The following is a 17,425-nucleotide window of genomic DNA, read 5'->3' as shown; positions in this document are numbered from 1 at the left end:
TAACAAATCAATTTTCTTGTTAATAAAAGAATCTCTTTCGAGATTCTTAGCGCCAAAGAGTCATCAATGTAGATAGTATGATAATACTAATTGGCATAGATAATGAATTGATCGTTGCGTAAACAGAAGTCTTACAATTTAGTTTAGCTGAGAAAGCTGGCATGATACTAGATATAGGTGCAAATGTTGAAAGTATAAGTATTTGTTTACCAATAAGTGGTGCTGGAAAGAAATAATAAATAAGGAAGGCACAAACAATTAAAATACTATAACGAATCACGCTGTGTAAGATGACGTCTTTAAAATCATCTCTATCAATTTTTAGTTCTACCATTAGACCTAACATAATCATAACAAGTACGATATTGGCGTTACCTATAATTCCGGTTACCTGATAAACTTCTCTTGGTAAATGTATATTAAGTAGTGTTAAAGAAATCATCACCATGTAAGTGACAAAAGGGACTGAGGAGAAGATACGTTTGAAGAAATCTTTAAATTGAAATTTTGATGATGTATCTAATCGTGATGCGGCGCAAGCGTAAGTTAGTCCTGTACACATGATAGCATTACCAACATCAAACATACTTGCATAAAAAATGGATGTTGCAGGATAGATGCCATTAAAGAAAGGGAGAACGAATCCTCCGATATTGAAACTAGAACTATTTAACATAAAAAGTGCTTGTGTACTTCTTGAACGATTTCTTGTAAAGAAGTAACCTGCAGCAATCAAAATGATATTGATTACTAAACCGAGTAGGATACAGTAAATCCAATCAAGAGAAATATAAAAACTTTCAAATATAGATATAAGTACACAGGGTAATGTAAGATTAATACTAATAGTAGATAACACATGAAAATCTTTGCTTTGTAGAACATTTGCTTTTTTTAAACAATAACCTCCTACAATGAGTAAGAGGTAAGTGATAGATTTAGTGAATATTTCATTCATATTAAATATTAAATGCAGCGAGTAAAGCTGCAGCTCCTAATAAAGCGTAACCTAAATAGGATATTATTTTTTCTTTTTGGTTATATGCAAGAGCACACTTTGACTGGCAAGAGTTAATTCTTTTAGTATATGTAGAACGAGCTATCATAACGACAACTAATCCAACGACTAATAATATAAATTTTATGTATGTCATTGAATTACCTCATTCATCTTGTTTATAGTTTCTTGCCATTCATTATTTCTATCAGGATGGAAAACATAGCAATTCGTTGTGTTGCATGAATCCATGATTGATAATTCTCCAGCATCTAAATCAAAATCAAATACTTGTTGATTTGTAATCATACGCATTTTGTTGGTAGTCTTGGGAAGGGGTAGTATCTTTTTTTGTAAACAATAACGAATGGATACTTGTCCAACATCTTTTTTATGATTCTTACCAATAAGTTCAAGTATTTGATTTCCAGAAGATGCACCTCTCATTAATGGACCCCAACTTTCAACAAGGATATCTTTGTTTTGACAATAGTCTACAATTTCACGCTGTTGATATTTCATATGAAATTCGAGTTGGTTAACCATTGGGAGTATATTGGTATTTTCTATCAAATTGTTAAGATGATGAATTAAAAAATTACTAACACCAATGGCTCTAACCTTTTTATTGTTATAAAGTTCTTCCATTGCTTTCCATGTTTCAATATTTAATAGCTGCCAATCATCGTCATGTCCAACTGGAATAGGCCAATGAATTAGTAGTAAATCTACATAATCAGATTCTAATTTACTTAACGATTCATTGAATGAATCGAGAGTTTGTTGATAGCCTTGATTTACATTCGCAATCTTTGTTGTGATAAAGAAATCACTACGAGGCAATCCACTTTCTTTTATTGCGCGACCAATTAAATGTTCGTTATTATAACCTTGTGCTGTATCTATATGACGATATCCTGCTTCAATAGCTTCTTTAATTACTTGGTATCCTTCATCAGTGTTAGGTGTTCTATAAGTACCATAACCGATACAAGGGATATCAACTCCATTGTAGAGTTTAAATGATTTCATGTTTTATCTCCCTATGCATTTTTGAAATTCTGAAAGTATGACTTCATTACTAATAGATGCATTACTATTCTTAATAAGTTGAATGAATTCTTTGTATAAACATGTAGAATAATTACTTTTAATCTTACTTACATTTGAATCATTTGGAAATAAAATAAAAGTAGTGATTGGCATATTGCCAATAACAAGATCTTCAATGTATTTCTTGTGAGTATCACAAGCTTTAGTTGGGTTTAGAAATCTTGTAGATGATGTTGATTTATCGTTCTTCCAATAAGCATCATTCATAGAACCTGAAATATTTCCGTGAATATTATTGATACAGAAAATCTGGATGCCATAGGAACTGAAAATAGTTACAAATGAATATTGAATTTTCTTGTCCTCATTTAGGTAACTATTGAATAGGATACGATGAGTTCCTAATTCTTGTTTTAACCATGAACTTTGACTCAAGTTCTTTTTGTATTTGAATTTGATATAGAATTCTAGAAAATTTGAATATAAATCTTCATAAAAAGTGTTGTTGTATATTTTGTAGACAGCAATCGATTTATATAGAAAAATAGCAAATAAAACACCACAAAATCCTGTAAAAATCATCCAATCCATAGTATTCACCTCAATAATAGTATAAAGGATAAAATAAGATGGAATAAATGAACAGTGTCAAATTAAAACGGTAATTATTAGATTATAAAAGCTCTGTGTAAACAGAGCTAATTGATTAAATCGGTGTAGATTGTTTGAATATCTTCAACAGTAATATTACGTAATGAATTAGATGGACTACCACTGTCATAAGCATCTTTGGACATCTTATCAATCAGTGATTTGAATTGATCTTTATCATCGATTATATCTTTTAAATCAGGTATACATAGTGTTTTAAGTAAATTATTCAATGCATTGAAGAAATCCATACAGGCTTCCCTATCATTTAGGGATGTAGTACAGTTGATTTCTCTAGCTATTGTTGCGAATTTATCTTGTGCTTCATTTTCGACATACTTTAGGCATGAATACATTAGGACTGCATTGCTAAGACCATGAGGAATATGAAAGTTTGCTCCTATAGGTCTAGACATACCATGTATTAATGTGACGGATGCATTGTTGAATGCACATCCAGCTTCAAAAGCAGCGATAGACATTTGTTCTCTAGCATCAATATTTGAAGGTTCACTAAAGCAAAGAGGTAAGCTTACAAATATTTTCTTAATTGCATCAAGTGCATAAAGAGATGATAAGGGTTGAGCTTTCTTGGATGTATAAGCTTCAACAGCGTGACATAATGCATCAATACCAGTTGATGCGGTAACTTTGCTAGGCGCTGATAAAGTGAATGAAGGATCAATGATAGCAATGTCAGGTAATACTTTTGAACCTTTAAGCAGCATTTTTATATCACGTTTTGTATCGGTAATAATTGTGAATTGTGTTGTTTCTGATCCTGTTCCTGCAGTTGTTGGTATGGCAATCATACTGGGACGGGTTTGTTCAAATGAAGAACTTGTATAATCAGTTAGTGGTTTATCGGATGAGGCAATCATTGCGATAGCTTTCATTGCATCAAGGGGTGAACCTCCGCCCAACCCAATTAAGAAATCACATTGTGTTGATTGATAAAGTTCTAAACCTTTCATAACACAATTATCAGTAGGTTCAAAGTTTACTTGATCAAAGATTTCGTAACTAGTATTTTTTATTTCTAATAATTTGATCAATGTATTAACATAACCAAACTTAACCATGGATTCATCTGTTACTAAAAGTGCTTTTTTTCCTGGTATTTGAATCGTGTTAAAGCAATCGATCAAGGCATTTTTACCAAGATATACTTTTGATGGCATTAAGAATTGATTGCTCATTTAAATCACCATATACTTACGAATAAGTTTACATAAATCATCATATCCACTTAAGAATTGATTCATGGTATCTATGAATGCACCATAGTGTTCAAACTCTTCAGGTTTCAATCCATTTGGAAGGTAAGCTTTGTTGAATTCATCAAGTTGTTGAAGTTTTTCTAAGTAATCCTTATTGACTTCGGTATCCATAGTTGCACTAATTTCATAGTTAGATGTATTGTATTTTAGTTGCCAATCATAAGGTATTGTTAATACAATTTTACCCCCGATGAATTGATTCCAGTGATAAGGATTGCGATATGCAGCGACAAGCAGTGTTGTACGATATCCTTTAGCTTGGTAAATTTGATAAGCATTTTTAACAACAGCAACACCAGCCCATTCAAGAATTTCAGGTTCTACAAGTATACCCGCTTCCTTACAATGTTTCTTGAGATAATCATCTACACGACCTGCCATGATGGTGCATACAGGATTCATATTTTCGACAGGAAGACCTTCTTTTATTCGGCGATTTAATCCACGTTCTACAGCTTCTGCAACCGCAATAGCCTGTGCAACAGTGAATGATACAGTTGCATTGATACTGATACCTTGATAAGTCATTTCTTCAAAAGCTTCAACACCTGCTTTTGATGTAGGTGCTTTGATTTGACTATTTTCTACACTACTTGCTAATTCAATAGCATGATTTAACATGTAGTCTTTGCTTCTGTAATATTTTGCATTTGTTTGGAAAGAAATACGTCCTTGTTTACCATCTGTTTTTTGAAAGATTGGAAGTAATTCTTTACTTGCGGTTTTACCTAATATCTTTATCATATCCCAGGCAATTTCATCCTCTGTTGCAAAAGGATTATTGATAATCAATTCCTTGATTTGCTCTTCCCAATGAGGTAATTCTTTCTTTAAGACATTCAAAACAATTACAGGATTAGTTGTTGCACCAACACCTCCATTTTCAATACAATATTTTAATTCGCTGACAGAGCAAGAGTCATTCCATATCTCTGTCATTGGATATTTACTTGTTGTTTCATATAATTTATTCATTGTTTTCCTCTTTTCTAAAATAACTAAATATTTATTGGTAAAGTTGGTATAATGATAGAGGTGATACTTATGAAAATAACTAGATTACAAAAATTAGAAGATTATATCAAACTAATAGGTACAGTGAGTAATGAAGAATTGTGCAATGAGTTTAATATCTCACTTCAAACTTTGCGTAGAGATTTAAAAATACTTGAAGATAATGACAGGATAGATAAAGTCTATGGTGGCGTTGTGTACAAAGATAAATCTCTTTTAAATAGCGTTCAAGCGATAGAGAATCGTGAAATGCTAAATCTAAAAGAGAAAAAATATGTTGCTCAAATAGCCGCTAGACTTGTTGAAAATAACAGTGTCATTTTTATTGATTCTGGTACTACAGCTTGCCAAATCGTACCTTACTTAAACCATCATAAGAATGTAACGGTCATAACACATAGTTTATTGGTAGTGAATATGGTGGCTAAACTACAAAATCTTAAATGCATCTGTTTAGGCGGGTTATTGAAGGCGGATACGCTTAGCTTTGCCATCGATATAACAGATAACAGTTATCATTGTAATATAGCGTTTATCGCAACTGTAGGTTTATCGAATGAAGGATTAACAAATACCGATATCGAAGAGGGTAAAATCAAAGAACATATGATTCAATGCTCTGAAAAGGTATACATCCTTGCGGATCATTCGAAACTTTTAAACAAAGGATTTTATCATTTTGCAGATTTAGAAAACATATCGGGAGTAGTTCTAGATCAAAAACCAAATGATAAATTTATAAATCAATGTAACAAAGTAGGCGTAAATCTCTTTTATGAGTAATACGTCTTTTTTATTACTTAATCTTAATCTACTATAAAAAGTTGGATTGTCAATACAAAAATGATAATGTATTGAGTAACTTGATAATGTTTTGATGCAACAAAAAAATTAATTTATTTAATACATAAAAAATTACCGTTTATATCTTACAATTAATTTATGATACCTAATGTACAGTAATGGTATTCTACACTTGAAAGGAAATGATATACCTATGAACGATAAGAAATCTATGTATTACACTCAAGTGATATTGAAGAGCTTAATCGAATCTGCTGATATGGTTACAACTGAACAATTAGCGGAAGAAGTAGGCTTATCAGAAAAAACAATCCGGACAAAAATCGAGAGTATAAATAATATACTTACAGAAAATAAGTTAGGTATTATTTGTAAAAAGAGGAGAATCGGTATTTGGCTCGATGCAACTGATGAGCAAAAACTTCAAATTCAAAGGCTTCTAATAAATCGAAATTCATTTGAACATTTACACAGTGATCAATCTAGAATGTTTACGGCGTTGAAATATATACTTTCATTTTCAAAGAATAATCGGTTGACGACAAATAAACTTTCAGAAGAAATGTTTCTAAGCATACCAACAACTTTGAAGATTATAAATGATTGTAAGGATTGGCTAAATTTATTCGACATTCAACTTAAGATTGTTAGAAACAAAGGCTTTGAATTAAAATGCAATGAGTCACAATATCGTATAGCTTTAAAACATTTTTTAATCAAGCTAACATCAGATGAATCAATTGATGATCGTCTTAGATATTTCATGCCAGGACTTGATTTAGAAAAAGTAAAGAAGTGCATACTTGTTACAGAAAAAGAATGGGGTATTGAATTTGCGGAAGAATCATTTAATGAAATTTATTCATTTTTATGTATGAGTATAACGCGACCCAATGTGAATGATAAGTTCCATGTGGAAATACCAATAAACGAGTTAAGAATGTTGCAAGCTTATAATGAGTATAGTTTTGCTGAAGCCATTCTTAAAAAAGCAGAAATAGAATTTAATTCTAAAATCAATGCTTATGAAATTGGATTCTTATCAATACCTATACTTTGTTCAAAGATGATTGATCCAGGATACAATGTCGCTGCAGAAGATATCATACGAAGGTATGATGAAACGCTACAAGATTTTGTTAGAAAAATTATTAAGGTTGTATCTGAAGTATTGAATCGAGATCTAACACATGATGATGTTTTATTCCATGGATTACTAATGCATATAAAACCTGCAATCTTTAGATTGCGGTATGAAAGAAGTCAAACAAATACTTTAAAAGGATATATAAAAAACGAATTTAAACACGCGTTTAGAGTATCGTGGTTAATATCAGTATTATTTGAAGAACATTTTGATTTGAGAGTAACTGAAGATGAATTAAGCTATATCACGTTATACATTCAATCAGCACTAGAGAGAAATGAAAAGCCTGTAGAGATTGTTCTTGTTACAAGAACATCAATGGGAGTTAATCAAATGTTGTGCGATAAAATCAAACGAGCATTTGTACAAATATCAGCAATTAAAGTAGTAAGTGTACATGATTTTAAAATAGAAAATTATAGGAATACAGATTTAATTATCACAACACAATTAATTTTAAACAAAGACAATCGTGTAGTTGAAATCGATGAATTATTATCGGATAGTTCAATTAAAAAAATTAGATATGCGATAGACAATTTAAAACGAGATCAAAATCTAATCGTCGGGAAATTTGATTTGATCTGCCATTCTTTGTTTGATCCAGAATTAATTTATACACATTTAGATATCAATGATAAATCAAAGTTATTGAAGTTCTTGTGTGACAATTTAGTTAAAAAAGGATTTGTTACGAAAAAATATTATCAAACAGTCATGGACCGTGAATACGCAACACCTACATCAATAGGAAACATGGTTGCTATACCACATGGAGATCAAAATGAAATTAATGAAGCTAAGATTGTGATAGCAACATTAAAGGAACCTATCATGTGGGATACAGAACAAGTTGATGTTATCTTCCTACTTGTTGTAAAGATGACAAATGAATACGAAATAAAAAGAACACAATTGTTTTATAAGCAATACATTAACCTGGTGAATACAGATAAAGAAGTCAATGTTTTAAGAAGCTTTGATTCACCAGTTGAATTTTACAAATTTTTAGTCAAATAGATAGAGGAGAAAATATATGGCACTAAAAGAAATTTTAAATGAAAACATTATTGATTTAGATTTAAAAGGTACAACTAAGGATGAAATCCTAAAAGAACTAAGTGGAAAATTATTAAAAGAAAATTACATCTCTGATATTGATCAATTTGTAAAAGATATTTATGTTCGTGAAGCAGAAGGTGTGACAGGAATGGGTAATCATATTGCTATTCCTCATGGTAAAAGTGATGCGGTTAACAAGATTGGTATCGCTATTGGTAGAACTAAACATGAAGTTGAATGGGAAAGTTATGATGAAGAACCTGTAAATCTTTTCTTCTTATTTTGTGTAAGTAATGATAATGATTTTGCAAAGAATCACATGATGTTATTAGCTGAATTGGCTGGGAAGTTAGGAAACGATACAAGAGTTGAAAAACTACAAAAAGTAACAACAAAAGATGAATTAGTAAATCTTCTTTGTGACTAATTAACTAAAAATTACCGGTTTATAGTTCCCTATGTTATTAGAATCAAAGAACAGAATCATGTTAATTTATTATCAAGCTTAGCTAACAAAAAGAAAGAAAGTTGAGGTGAAAGAATGAAAATAGTAGGTATTACAGCATGTACAGCAGGAATTGCTCACACTTACATAGTTGCTGAAAAAATTCAAAATGCAGCGGTTGAAGCGGGACACCAATGCAAAATTGAAACACAAGGAACAATTGGGGCACAAAACAAATTAACTCCAGAAGAAATTAGTGAAGCAGATGTTGTTATCGTTGCACACGATATCGCAGTTGGGGGCATGGATCGATTCGAAGGAAAACCAGTAGTTGATATTCCTATCCATGTGGCAATGAAAAATCCAAAAAGCTTAATTGCAACAATTGAAAAAAAATTAGAAAACAAATAAAAAAGAAAAGGGGTAAGTTATTATGAAAAATTTAAATCTTAAAAAACATATGATGACGGGTATCTCTTATATGATTCCAATGGTAGTTGTTGGAGGAATCCTAGGAGCTATCGCAAAAGCATATAACTATGATATCGGTAATATGGGACCAGAAGCAGGAGCAACAATCTTCTCAGCTTTAAATCTATTAAATCCAGATCATTTCTTCTGGGCAATTAACTGGTTATCTTCTCAAGCAATGGGATTTGCGGTTGCAGTTATGACAGCAGGGGTTGCATACTCAATCGCTGAACGTCCAGGTATTGTTCCAGGTTTCATTATTGGTTTCGCAGCTAATACAGGTAAAGCAGGTTTCTTAGGTGGACTTGTTATGGCATTCGTTATTGGTTACTTCATTAACTGGATGAAAACTTGGAAGCTTCCAAAGTGGATGGTTGGTTTAATGCCAGTTATGATCATTCCAGTAATCGCAACATTAGTGTGTGGAATTATTTACTTCGTTGTAATTAATACACCATTCTCAATTGCAATGACAGCATTACAACAATGGATCATGAGTTTAAATGGTGGTTCTAAATTTATTATCGGAGCAGTAATTGGAGCAGGTATGGGATTTGACATGGGTGGTCCAGTTAATAAAACAGCATCAATGGCAGCAAACGCATTAGGAGCAGATGGAATCTATGGACCAATGTCAGCTAAGATTATTGGTGGTATGACTCCTCCAGTAGGTGTATTTATTTCAACACTAATTACTCCTAAAAAATTCTCTAATGTAGAAAAAGAAACAGCTAAAACAGCATTCCCAATGGGATTATGCTTCATTACTGAAGGTGTTCTTCCATTCGCAGCAGCAGATCCAGCACGTTTCATTCCAGCATCAATGATTGGTTCTGCATTAGCAGGTGGTATCGCGGTAGCAATGGGCGTTGAATCTATGGCAGGTCATGGTGGAGTATTCGTATTCCCTATGATGACTAATCCTTTATGGGCAGTTGTTGCGTTAGTAGTTGGTTCAATTGCAACAGGAGTTGTATATTCATTAATTAAAAAACCTTCAATTGAAGGCGCTGAAATCGAAGAAGAAATTGTAGACTTAGATATTAATATCTAGTTGTAATAGAAAGAGGAATAAAATATGTATGTATCAATGACAGACATCTTACAAGATGCTCATAAAAATAATTACGCTGTAATGGCAGTAAATAGCATTAATATGGAAATGGCTCGTGCGGTTATTACTGCAGCTGAAGAAATGCGCTCACCAATTATTGTAAATATTGGTATGGGACAAATGAGAAAGCATGCACATGCTAATGTTATGGTTCCGTTAATTAAAAAACTTGCTGAAGAAGCAAGAGTACCAGTGGCTCTTAATCATGACCACGGTCAAGATTTAGATTTCATTATTGACTGCATACAAAATGGTTTCTCAAGCGTTATGATAGACGCATCATCTCTTCCATATGAAGAAAATGTTAAAAGAACTTCTACTATTGTTAAGTTAGCTCATCCACATAATATTTGTGTTGAAGCAGAACTTGGACATGTAGGACAAGCAGCTGAAGGTGATAACGACAAAGGTGATTTATATACAGATCCTCAACAAGCTAAGAAATTTGTAGAAGAAACTGGAGTCGACGCATTAGCAGTTGCTGTTGGAACAGCACATGGTAACTATCCAAAAGGATTTGTACCAACACTAGATTTCGAAAGACTTGCACTTCTTAAGAAAACATTAGATATGCCATTAGTATTACATGGTGGTTCAGGTTCTGGTGAAGAAAATATTCGTAAAGCAGTTGCTTGCGGTATCAACAAAATCAATGTTTGTACAGATGCATTCAATGTTGCTCAAGAAGCAATGTTCAAAAAAGTAGAAGAAAATCCTAAAGCTGATTACTTAGAATTATGTATAACAGCTGAGCAAGCTATGAAAGAATTCGTTAAGAGTTATATCAAAGTTATTGGTTCTGATAACAGATACTTCTTTGGAGAAACAAAAGTAGTAGGTCACGAATAGTAAATAAAGGCACGCATTAATGTTTATCAAATTAATGTAGTGCTTTTTTCATTTGCGGGTAAGATAAGAACTAGGGATTCATTAAATAATGCATAGTATTGATTGAGGAGGATATAATTCGATAATTACAAATATTAATGAAAAAAGTTAAATGTAAATTTGTATAAAAAGACTTAAGTTGTTATAATTTAAGTAAATATATACAACGAGGTAATTATGAGTAAGATAAATAACTTAATAGACTATGCAAAGAAAAAGAAAGTATTTAGCGCACAAGATGTTATAGGTGAGGGCTTTTCGCGTTCCACACTGAAGCAAGCTGTAGATAAAGGTTTGATAATTAGGTGGGGAGTAGGATCTTATAGTTTAGAAGGCACAGCACCAGAAGATTATTTTGAAATACAACGAAGGCATCCTTCTTTTATTTTTTCCAATGAGACAGCACTATACCTTCATAGTTTAACTGATGTGGCATTCTCGAAGTATTCTGTAACAGTCCCTACCGGATATAATATGAAATCAAATAAACAATTTAAAGCATACTATTCAAAAAATGAAATTTATTCGCTAGGTATTGAAGAAATAGTTAGTCCTTTTGGTAATGTTATTAGGGTTTATAACATTGATAAAACGATCTGTGATGTAATTAAAAATGAAAATAGAATAGAAAGTCAAATCTTTAGCCAAGCAATACTTTATTATGCAGATAATAATAAGAAGAATCTAACAAGAGCAATTAAATACGCTAAAATCATGGGCATTGAAAAAAAGTTAAAATCTTACCTTCGAGTTATTCAAGAAAGATAAATGGAATTTAAAAATGTTGATTCATGGAAACAGTATATTAAAAGAAAATCAACACAATTAGGCGTTACCCCACATGAATTGCAACAAATATTCTTGCTAGAATGTTTTGCAAAGAAAATATCAAAATCAAAGTATAGAGAAAACTTTATTTTTAAGGGTGGGTTTATTATGAGTAGCATAATAGGAGTTGATACTAGATCAACAAGAGATATTGATCTTACTTGGAAATCAATTGATTATAGTATAGATGAGATAACAACTATAATGAATGAAGTTAATGAAATAAACATTGGAATCCCGATATTCTTTACTATACAAAGAATTAAAAAAAATATTAAAGAGAACGCAAGTTCAAGTTATCAAATATCACTCAAGGCAATTTATGATACCGTTACTTTTGATTTGAAACTAGATGTCACAAATGGAACACTAGTTTATCCAGATGCAATAGAATATCCAATTAAGTCAAACTTTAGTGAAGAATATATAAATGTAAAATCATATGCTATAGAAAATATAATTGCAGAAAAACTTGAAACAGTTCTAAGCAGAGGTGAATATAACGGACGAATGAGAGATTATTTTGATTTATATATGATTGAGAAAATAGGTTATGAATACAATAAAGAGTTACTTTTTGAAACAATTATCAAAGTATCCAAATCAAGAGGAACTGTAGATACAATTTATAAATCGATAGAAAATATTGAAAAGATTCAAAATTCAGAACAGTTCAAATTATTCTGGGGTGAGTACTGTAATATACAAATAAGGGCGAAAGATATTAATATGAATCATATGTTTGATTTCCTTTATCATCTATGTGCTAGTTGTAAAGAGTATTTAAGTCGTAAATAAACACAAAATTACCGGTTTTAAAGTACTCATGTAGATAGGCATAAATGCGGTTATAATCCTATAATTCATACTGTAGGAGGGTTTTACTATGGAAATAATGAATAGGTGTTATACTCATGCAAAGAAAAGACCAGTAAAAATCGTGCAATTTGGGGAAGGAAACTTTCTTCGTGCCTTTGTTGACTATATGGTTGATATTGCGAATGAAGAAAATGTATTTGATGGTTCAATTGCGATTGTTAAACCAATATCTTATGGAAATATAGATTTATTTACAAAACAGGAATGCCAATATTCAGTTCTATTAAGAGGATTAGTAGATAATGAAGAGTATGTGGAAAAGAGAATGATTACAAGTGTAGATTCAATTTGTGATTGTACAACCGATTACGAGGCATATCTTTCACTTGCCAGAATAGAAACAGTAAAATACATTGTCTCAAATACAACTGAAGCAGGAATTAAATGCGATGAAACAGATAAATTTGAAGATAAACCTGCAAAAAGTTATCCAGCTAAACTAACACAATTTCTTTATGAACGTGCAGAAACATTTAATTATGATTCTACAAAAGGATTGATTATGTTGCCCGTGGAACTGATAGATAATAATGGCGATGAGCTTAAGAAGTGTGTCTATGAAACAATGGATAGATGGAATCTAAAATCAGAATTTAAAGATTGGGTAAAAGAATCGTGTATTTTTGCGAATACATTGGTAGATAGAATAGTAACTGGATATCCAAAAAATGAAATTGAAGAAATTTGGGAACAAGAGGGTGTACAAGATGAGTTGATGGTCACTGCAGAACCATTCGCACTATGGGTAATTGAAAGTGACAAACCAATCAATGATGAATTTCCATTAGATAAAGCATTAGAGAATAAAAAAGGTATGAGTGTCATATTTACTGATAATCACAAACCTTATAAACAAAGAAAAGTAAGAATATTAAATGGAGCACATACTTCTTTTTCTCTTGCGAGTTTTTTATCAGGGAATGATACAGTTTTAGAATCAATGAATGATCCAGTTACTTTTGGTTTTATGAATAAGACAATTTATGAAGAAATTATTCCAACACTAGATTTACCAAAAGAAGATCTGTTGAATTTTGCGAATCAAGTAGAAAGCAGATTTAAGAATCCATTCATACGTCATGAATTATTGTCTATATCTTTGAATTCAGTATCGAAGTGGAAAGCTAGATGTTATCCAAGTGTTAAACGCTATATTGAAATGAATCATGAACTACCAAGTAACTTAACCTTTTCATTAGCTGCGCTATTGTGTTTTTATCAAGGTATAAGAAAAGAAATGGGATACTTAGTAGGAATAAGAAATGAGCATGAATATAGAATTCAAGATGATGAAGATATTTTGAATTTCTTCTATGAAAATAAAGATGTAGATAATCTAGAATTAGTTCAACGTTTTTTCAATAAAACGAATTTATTTAGCGATGTTGAGTTAAAAGAAGAAAGTATTATGAAAATAAGTAAGTATATTACAGATATAAAAATTAAGGGTATAGCACAGTGTATTAAAGAGGAACATCTTTATGGATAAAAAATTCATAAAAATTAATGATGCTGATAATGTAATCGTAATACTAGAAAATATAAAAAAGAATGAGTTAATTGATGTAGATACGCATTCAATAAAAGTATTACAAGATGTATCATTTGGTCACAAGGTTGCGTGTCAAACAATAGAAGAGAATGAAAAAATTATAAAGTATGGTGAAGTGATTGGTGTTGCAACAAAGACTATACAAAAAGGTGAGTGGGTCCATACACACAATTGTAAAACTGCATTGAATGAGCATGAAGAATACTTCTATAATCCAATGTTGAATACGCAAGATAAAAAAGAAACAAAAACATTTAAAGGATACATTAGAAGTAGTGGAAAAGTAGGGATAAGAAATGAAATTTGGATATTACCTACTGTTGGATGTGTCAATGGAATTGTAAAAGAAATAGAAACAAAAGCTCAAACATTATTAACGGATAATATTGATGCGATAGTAGCATATAATCATCCTTACGGTTGTTCGCAAGTGGGCGATGATCAAGATAACACAAGGAAAATATTAGCGGATATTGCGTCACATCCCAATGCTGCATATGTGTTACTTGTAGGGTTAGGTTGCGAAAATAGCGGAGTGGCAGAAATTCTTCAATTTGTAGATGAAAAAGATAGAAATAAAATGAGGACAATGATCTGCCAAAATGTAGAAGATGAAATTGAAACAGGATTGTGCATTCTAAAGGAATTAGTTGAAAGTGCAAAGCAAAGTCAGCGAACAGAACAACCTTTATCAAAACTAATTGTAGGTTTAAAGTGTGGAGGATCTGATGGGTTATCCGGTATAACAGCAAATCCAACAGTTGGAATATTTTCGGATTTATTAGTGAAACAAGGGGGTTCAACAATTCTTACAGAGGTACCAGAAATGTTTGGTGCTGAACAAAGTTTAATGAATCGTTGTAAAGACAAACCAACATTTGAAAAATTAGTAGCATTAATAAATGGATTTAAAGAGTATTTTGTGCAAAATAATTCACCAGTATATGAGAATCCATCTCCAGGAAATAAAGCTGGTGGAATTACAACGTTAGAAGATAAGTCATTGGGGTGCACGCAAAAATCAGGAACAGCAACAGTTGTCGATGTATTACGTTATGGTGACAAAGTAAATCAATGTGGATTGAACTTGTTAGAATCGCCGGGGAATGATTTAGTTGCATCAACAGCTTTGGCAGCAGCGGGGGCACAAATTGTATTATTTACTACAGGTAGAGGAACACCATTTGCATGTCCTGTACCTACAATTAAGATTTCAAGTAATACACCACTTTTTAAAAAGAAAAATAACTGGATTGATTTTGATACAGGTGTTTCATTAAAAGAAAAAACATTGAGCGAATGTGGAATTGATTTGTTTGAAAAGGTAATCAAAGTTGCGAATGGTGAAAAAATAAAATCAGAAGCAGATGGTTATCGCGATATGGCTATATTCAAAAAAGGTGTAACCCTTTAGGAGGAAAGAAAATGAATAAGTTTAGTTTAGAAGGTAAAGTAGCATTAGTGACAGGAGCATCAAGTGGAATTGGATTTGCATTAGCAAAAGGATTAGGCGAAGCAGGGGCAAAAGTTGTTTTTAACGATATTAATCAAGAAACAGTAGATAAAGGCATTGTGGAATACAAGAAAAAAGGCATAGAAGCAAAAGGTTATGTATGTGATGTGACAAACGAAGAAAAAGTAATTGAAATGATTAAGGAAATTGAAAAAGAATTTGGCAAAGTAGATATCCTTGTGAACAATGCAGGAATTATTAAACGTGTATCAATGCATGAAATGGCAAGTGATGATTTTAGAAAAGTAATAGATGTAGATTTAACTGCACCATTTATCGTATCAAAAGCTGTACTTCCAGGAATGATGGAACGTCGCAGTGGAAAAATTATTAATGTTTGTTCAATGATGTCTGAATTAGGTAGAGAAACTGTTAGTGCATATGCAGCCGCAAAAGGTGGACTTAAGATGTTGACGCGTAACATTGCATCAGAATATGGTGAATACAATATTCAATGTAATGGTATCGGGCCAGGATATATTGCAACACCAATGACAAACCCATTAAGAGAAAGACAAGCAGATGGAAGTCGTCATCCATTTGATCAATTTATTCTATCAAAGACTCCTGCAGAACGTTGGGGAGAAGCTGAAGATTTGGTTGGACCTACTGTGTTCTTAGCTTCAGAAGCTTCTGACTTTGTAAATGGACATGTGTTGTATGTAGATGGTGGAATTCTAGCTTATCTAGGGAAACAACCTAAGTAGGTAATCAAATGACAATACTAAAAGAAATAAAGAAAATAGGGTTGGTACCAGTAATAAAAATTGATGATTTAAATGATGCATTACCTTTAGCAAAAGCATTATGCGAAGGTGGCTTACCTGTTGCAGAGATTACGTTTAGAACTGAACTTGCAAAAGATGCGATGAAAATCATCACAACAGAATGTCCTCAGATGTTAGTAGGTGCAGGAACGGTATTAACAAAGCAACAAGTAGATGATGCGATTGAAGCGGGTGCAAAGTTTGTCGTAGCACCGGGATTAAATCCAAACATTGTCATGTATTGCCAAGAAAAAAACATTCCAGTATTACCAGGATGTTCATGTGCAAGTGATATTGAAAGCGCATTGGAGCTAGGACTTACAACTGTAAAATTCTTTCCAGCTGAACAATTAGGTGGATTAAAAATGATAAAGGCTTTGGCAGCGCCTTATACAAAAGTAAACTTTATGCCAACAGGCGGAATCAATGCGGATAATATCAAAGACTATATGCAATATGAAAAGATTGTTGCGTGCGGTGGAACTTGGATGATTGATGCAAAAGCAATTAAAGAAAAAGACTTTGAGAAAATTAAGACTTTGACGGAAGAAGCTGTTAAATCAATGTTAGGGTTGAAGTTACAACACGTTGCAGTTAATGCAAATCCAACAACTTCAAAAGAAGTAGCAACTCAATTTGCGACTTTATTTGGAGGAAATGTGAGAGAAACAACAAAAGGATATTTTGGAAGTGAATCTATTGAAGTAATGAACAATGGTGTAGGGACTCACGGACATTTAGCAATTGGTGCTTATAACGTAGAAAGAGCAAGACACTATTTTGAAGCTAAAGGATTTGTATTTGATGAAACAACAGCGGAATTTGATGAAGCTGGAGAATTGAAATTTATTTATATTAAAGAAGAGATAAATGGATTCAAAGTCCATTTAGTTAGGAGATAATATTTATGAAAATCATAACAATGGGAGAAATCATGTTACGTCTTTCAACAGAAGGAAA

At 32.0% G+C, this 17,425-nt stretch carries 18 protein-coding genes; 12 read left to right on the top strand and 6 right to left on the bottom strand.

What is annotated here, in order from left to right; genetic code table 11:
• Positions 1-46 precede the first annotated feature (46 nt).
• From RR643_RS08820 to RR643_RS08795, 6 genes are all read right to left on the bottom strand, one after another.
• The gene (locus RR643_RS08820; RefSeq protein ID WP_332470086.1) at positions 47-958 is read right to left on the bottom strand and encodes an AEC family transporter; all 912 of its coding nucleotides are present in this window, start codon (positions 956-958) and stop codon (positions 47-49) included.
• Between the two features lies 1 nt (position 959).
• Positions 960-1,154 (bottom strand): hypothetical protein, encoded by a 195-nt coding sequence (locus tag RR643_RS08815; RefSeq protein WP_332470085.1) that lies wholly within the window; start codon positions 1,152-1,154, stop codon positions 960-962.
• On the bottom strand, positions 1,151-2,029 hold the full coding sequence (locus tag RR643_RS08810; RefSeq protein WP_332482990.1) for an aldo/keto reductase: 879 nt from the start codon (positions 2,027-2,029) through the stop codon (positions 1,151-1,153). The genes RR643_RS08815 and RR643_RS08810 overlap by 4 nt, the downstream gene beginning before the upstream one ends.
• A 3-nt stretch (positions 2,030-2,032) precedes the next feature.
• Positions 2,033-2,641 (bottom strand): NERD domain-containing protein, encoded by a 609-nt coding sequence (locus RR643_RS08805; protein ID WP_332470083.1) that lies wholly within the window; start codon positions 2,639-2,641, stop codon positions 2,033-2,035.
• Positions 2,642-2,748: 107 nt separating this feature from the next.
• Entirely contained in the window at positions 2,749-3,900 is a 1,152-nt protein-coding gene (locus RR643_RS08800) for an iron-containing alcohol dehydrogenase (RefSeq protein WP_332482989.1), read from the bottom strand.
• Positions 3,901-4,956, bottom strand: a complete 1,056-nt coding sequence (locus tag RR643_RS08795; protein ID WP_332482988.1) for a transaldolase family protein — start codon at positions 4,954-4,956, stop codon at positions 3,901-3,903.
• A 69-nt stretch (positions 4,957-5,025) separates the two neighbouring features.
• Here RR643_RS08795 and RR643_RS08790 point away from each other — a divergent pair, with 69 nt between their 5' ends.
• The 12 genes from RR643_RS08790 to RR643_RS08735 all read left to right on the top strand — a co-directional run bounded on the left by RR643_RS08790 (position 5,026) and on the right by RR643_RS08735 (position 17,367).
• The gene (locus tag RR643_RS08790) at positions 5,026-5,778 is read left to right on the top strand and encodes a DeoR/GlpR family DNA-binding transcription regulator (protein ID WP_332470080.1); all 753 of its coding nucleotides are present in this window, start codon (positions 5,026-5,028) and stop codon (positions 5,776-5,778) included.
• Between the two features lie 214 nt (positions 5,779-5,992).
• Positions 5,993-7,966 (top strand): BglG family transcription antiterminator, encoded by a 1,974-nt coding sequence (locus RR643_RS08785; protein ID WP_332470079.1) that lies wholly within the window; start codon positions 5,993-5,995, stop codon positions 7,964-7,966.
• Positions 7,967-7,982: 16 nt separating this feature from the next.
• Positions 7,983-8,435 carry a PTS sugar transporter subunit IIA gene (locus tag RR643_RS08780; protein ID WP_332470078.1) on the top strand — a complete coding sequence of 151 codons (453 nt, stop codon included), beginning with the start codon at positions 7,983-7,985 and terminating at the stop codon, positions 8,433-8,435.
• 114 nt (positions 8,436-8,549) lie between these two features.
• Positions 8,550-8,864, top strand: a complete 315-nt coding sequence (locus RR643_RS08775; protein WP_332470077.1) for a PTS fructose transporter subunit IIB — start codon at positions 8,550-8,552, stop codon at positions 8,862-8,864.
• 22 nt (positions 8,865-8,886) lie between these two features.
• Positions 8,887-9,978, top strand: coding sequence for a PTS fructose transporter subunit IIC (locus RR643_RS08770; protein WP_332482987.1), 1,092 nt, complete (start codon positions 8,887-8,889; stop codon positions 9,976-9,978).
• 24 nt (positions 9,979-10,002) lie between these two features.
• Positions 10,003-10,887 carry a class II fructose-bisphosphate aldolase gene (locus tag RR643_RS08765; protein ID WP_332482986.1) on the top strand — a complete coding sequence of 295 codons (885 nt, stop codon included), beginning with the start codon at positions 10,003-10,005 and terminating at the stop codon, positions 10,885-10,887.
• Positions 10,888-11,103: 216 nt separating this feature from the next.
• Positions 11,104-11,694, top strand: a complete 591-nt coding sequence (locus RR643_RS08760) for a type IV toxin-antitoxin system AbiEi family antitoxin domain-containing protein (protein ID WP_332482985.1) — start codon at positions 11,104-11,106, stop codon at positions 11,692-11,694.
• Entirely contained in the window at positions 11,695-12,552 is an 858-nt protein-coding gene (locus RR643_RS08755) for a nucleotidyl transferase AbiEii/AbiGii toxin family protein (protein WP_332482984.1), read from the top strand.
• 88 nt (positions 12,553-12,640) lie between these two features.
• Positions 12,641-14,122 (top strand): tagaturonate reductase, encoded by a 1,482-nt coding sequence (locus tag RR643_RS08750; protein WP_332470157.1) that lies wholly within the window; start codon positions 12,641-12,643, stop codon positions 14,120-14,122.
• Positions 14,115-15,599, top strand: a complete 1,485-nt coding sequence (locus RR643_RS08745) for a UxaA family hydrolase (protein ID WP_332482983.1) — start codon at positions 14,115-14,117, stop codon at positions 15,597-15,599. Before RR643_RS08750 ends, RR643_RS08745 begins: the two co-directional genes overlap by 8 nt.
• Before the next feature lie 11 nt (positions 15,600-15,610).
• Positions 15,611-16,405 carry a gluconate 5-dehydrogenase gene (locus RR643_RS08740; protein ID WP_332482982.1) on the top strand — a complete coding sequence of 265 codons (795 nt, stop codon included), beginning with the start codon at positions 15,611-15,613 and terminating at the stop codon, positions 16,403-16,405.
• 8 nt (positions 16,406-16,413) lie between these two features.
• Complete coding sequence (locus RR643_RS08735) at positions 16,414-17,367, top strand: bifunctional 4-hydroxy-2-oxoglutarate aldolase/2-dehydro-3-deoxy-phosphogluconate aldolase (RefSeq protein ID WP_332482981.1); 954 nt, start codon at positions 16,414-16,416, stop codon at positions 17,365-17,367.
• Positions 17,368-17,425: the final 58 nt, after the last annotated feature.

Source organism: Anaerorhabdus sp. (genome assembly GCF_036637135.1).
Classification (GTDB): domain Bacteria; phylum Bacillota_I; class Bacilli_A; order Erysipelotrichales; family Erysipelotrichaceae; genus Anaerorhabdus.
The sequence above is the reverse complement of the archived record's forward strand: the minus strand, read 5'-3'. Positions and strand labels throughout refer to the sequence as shown.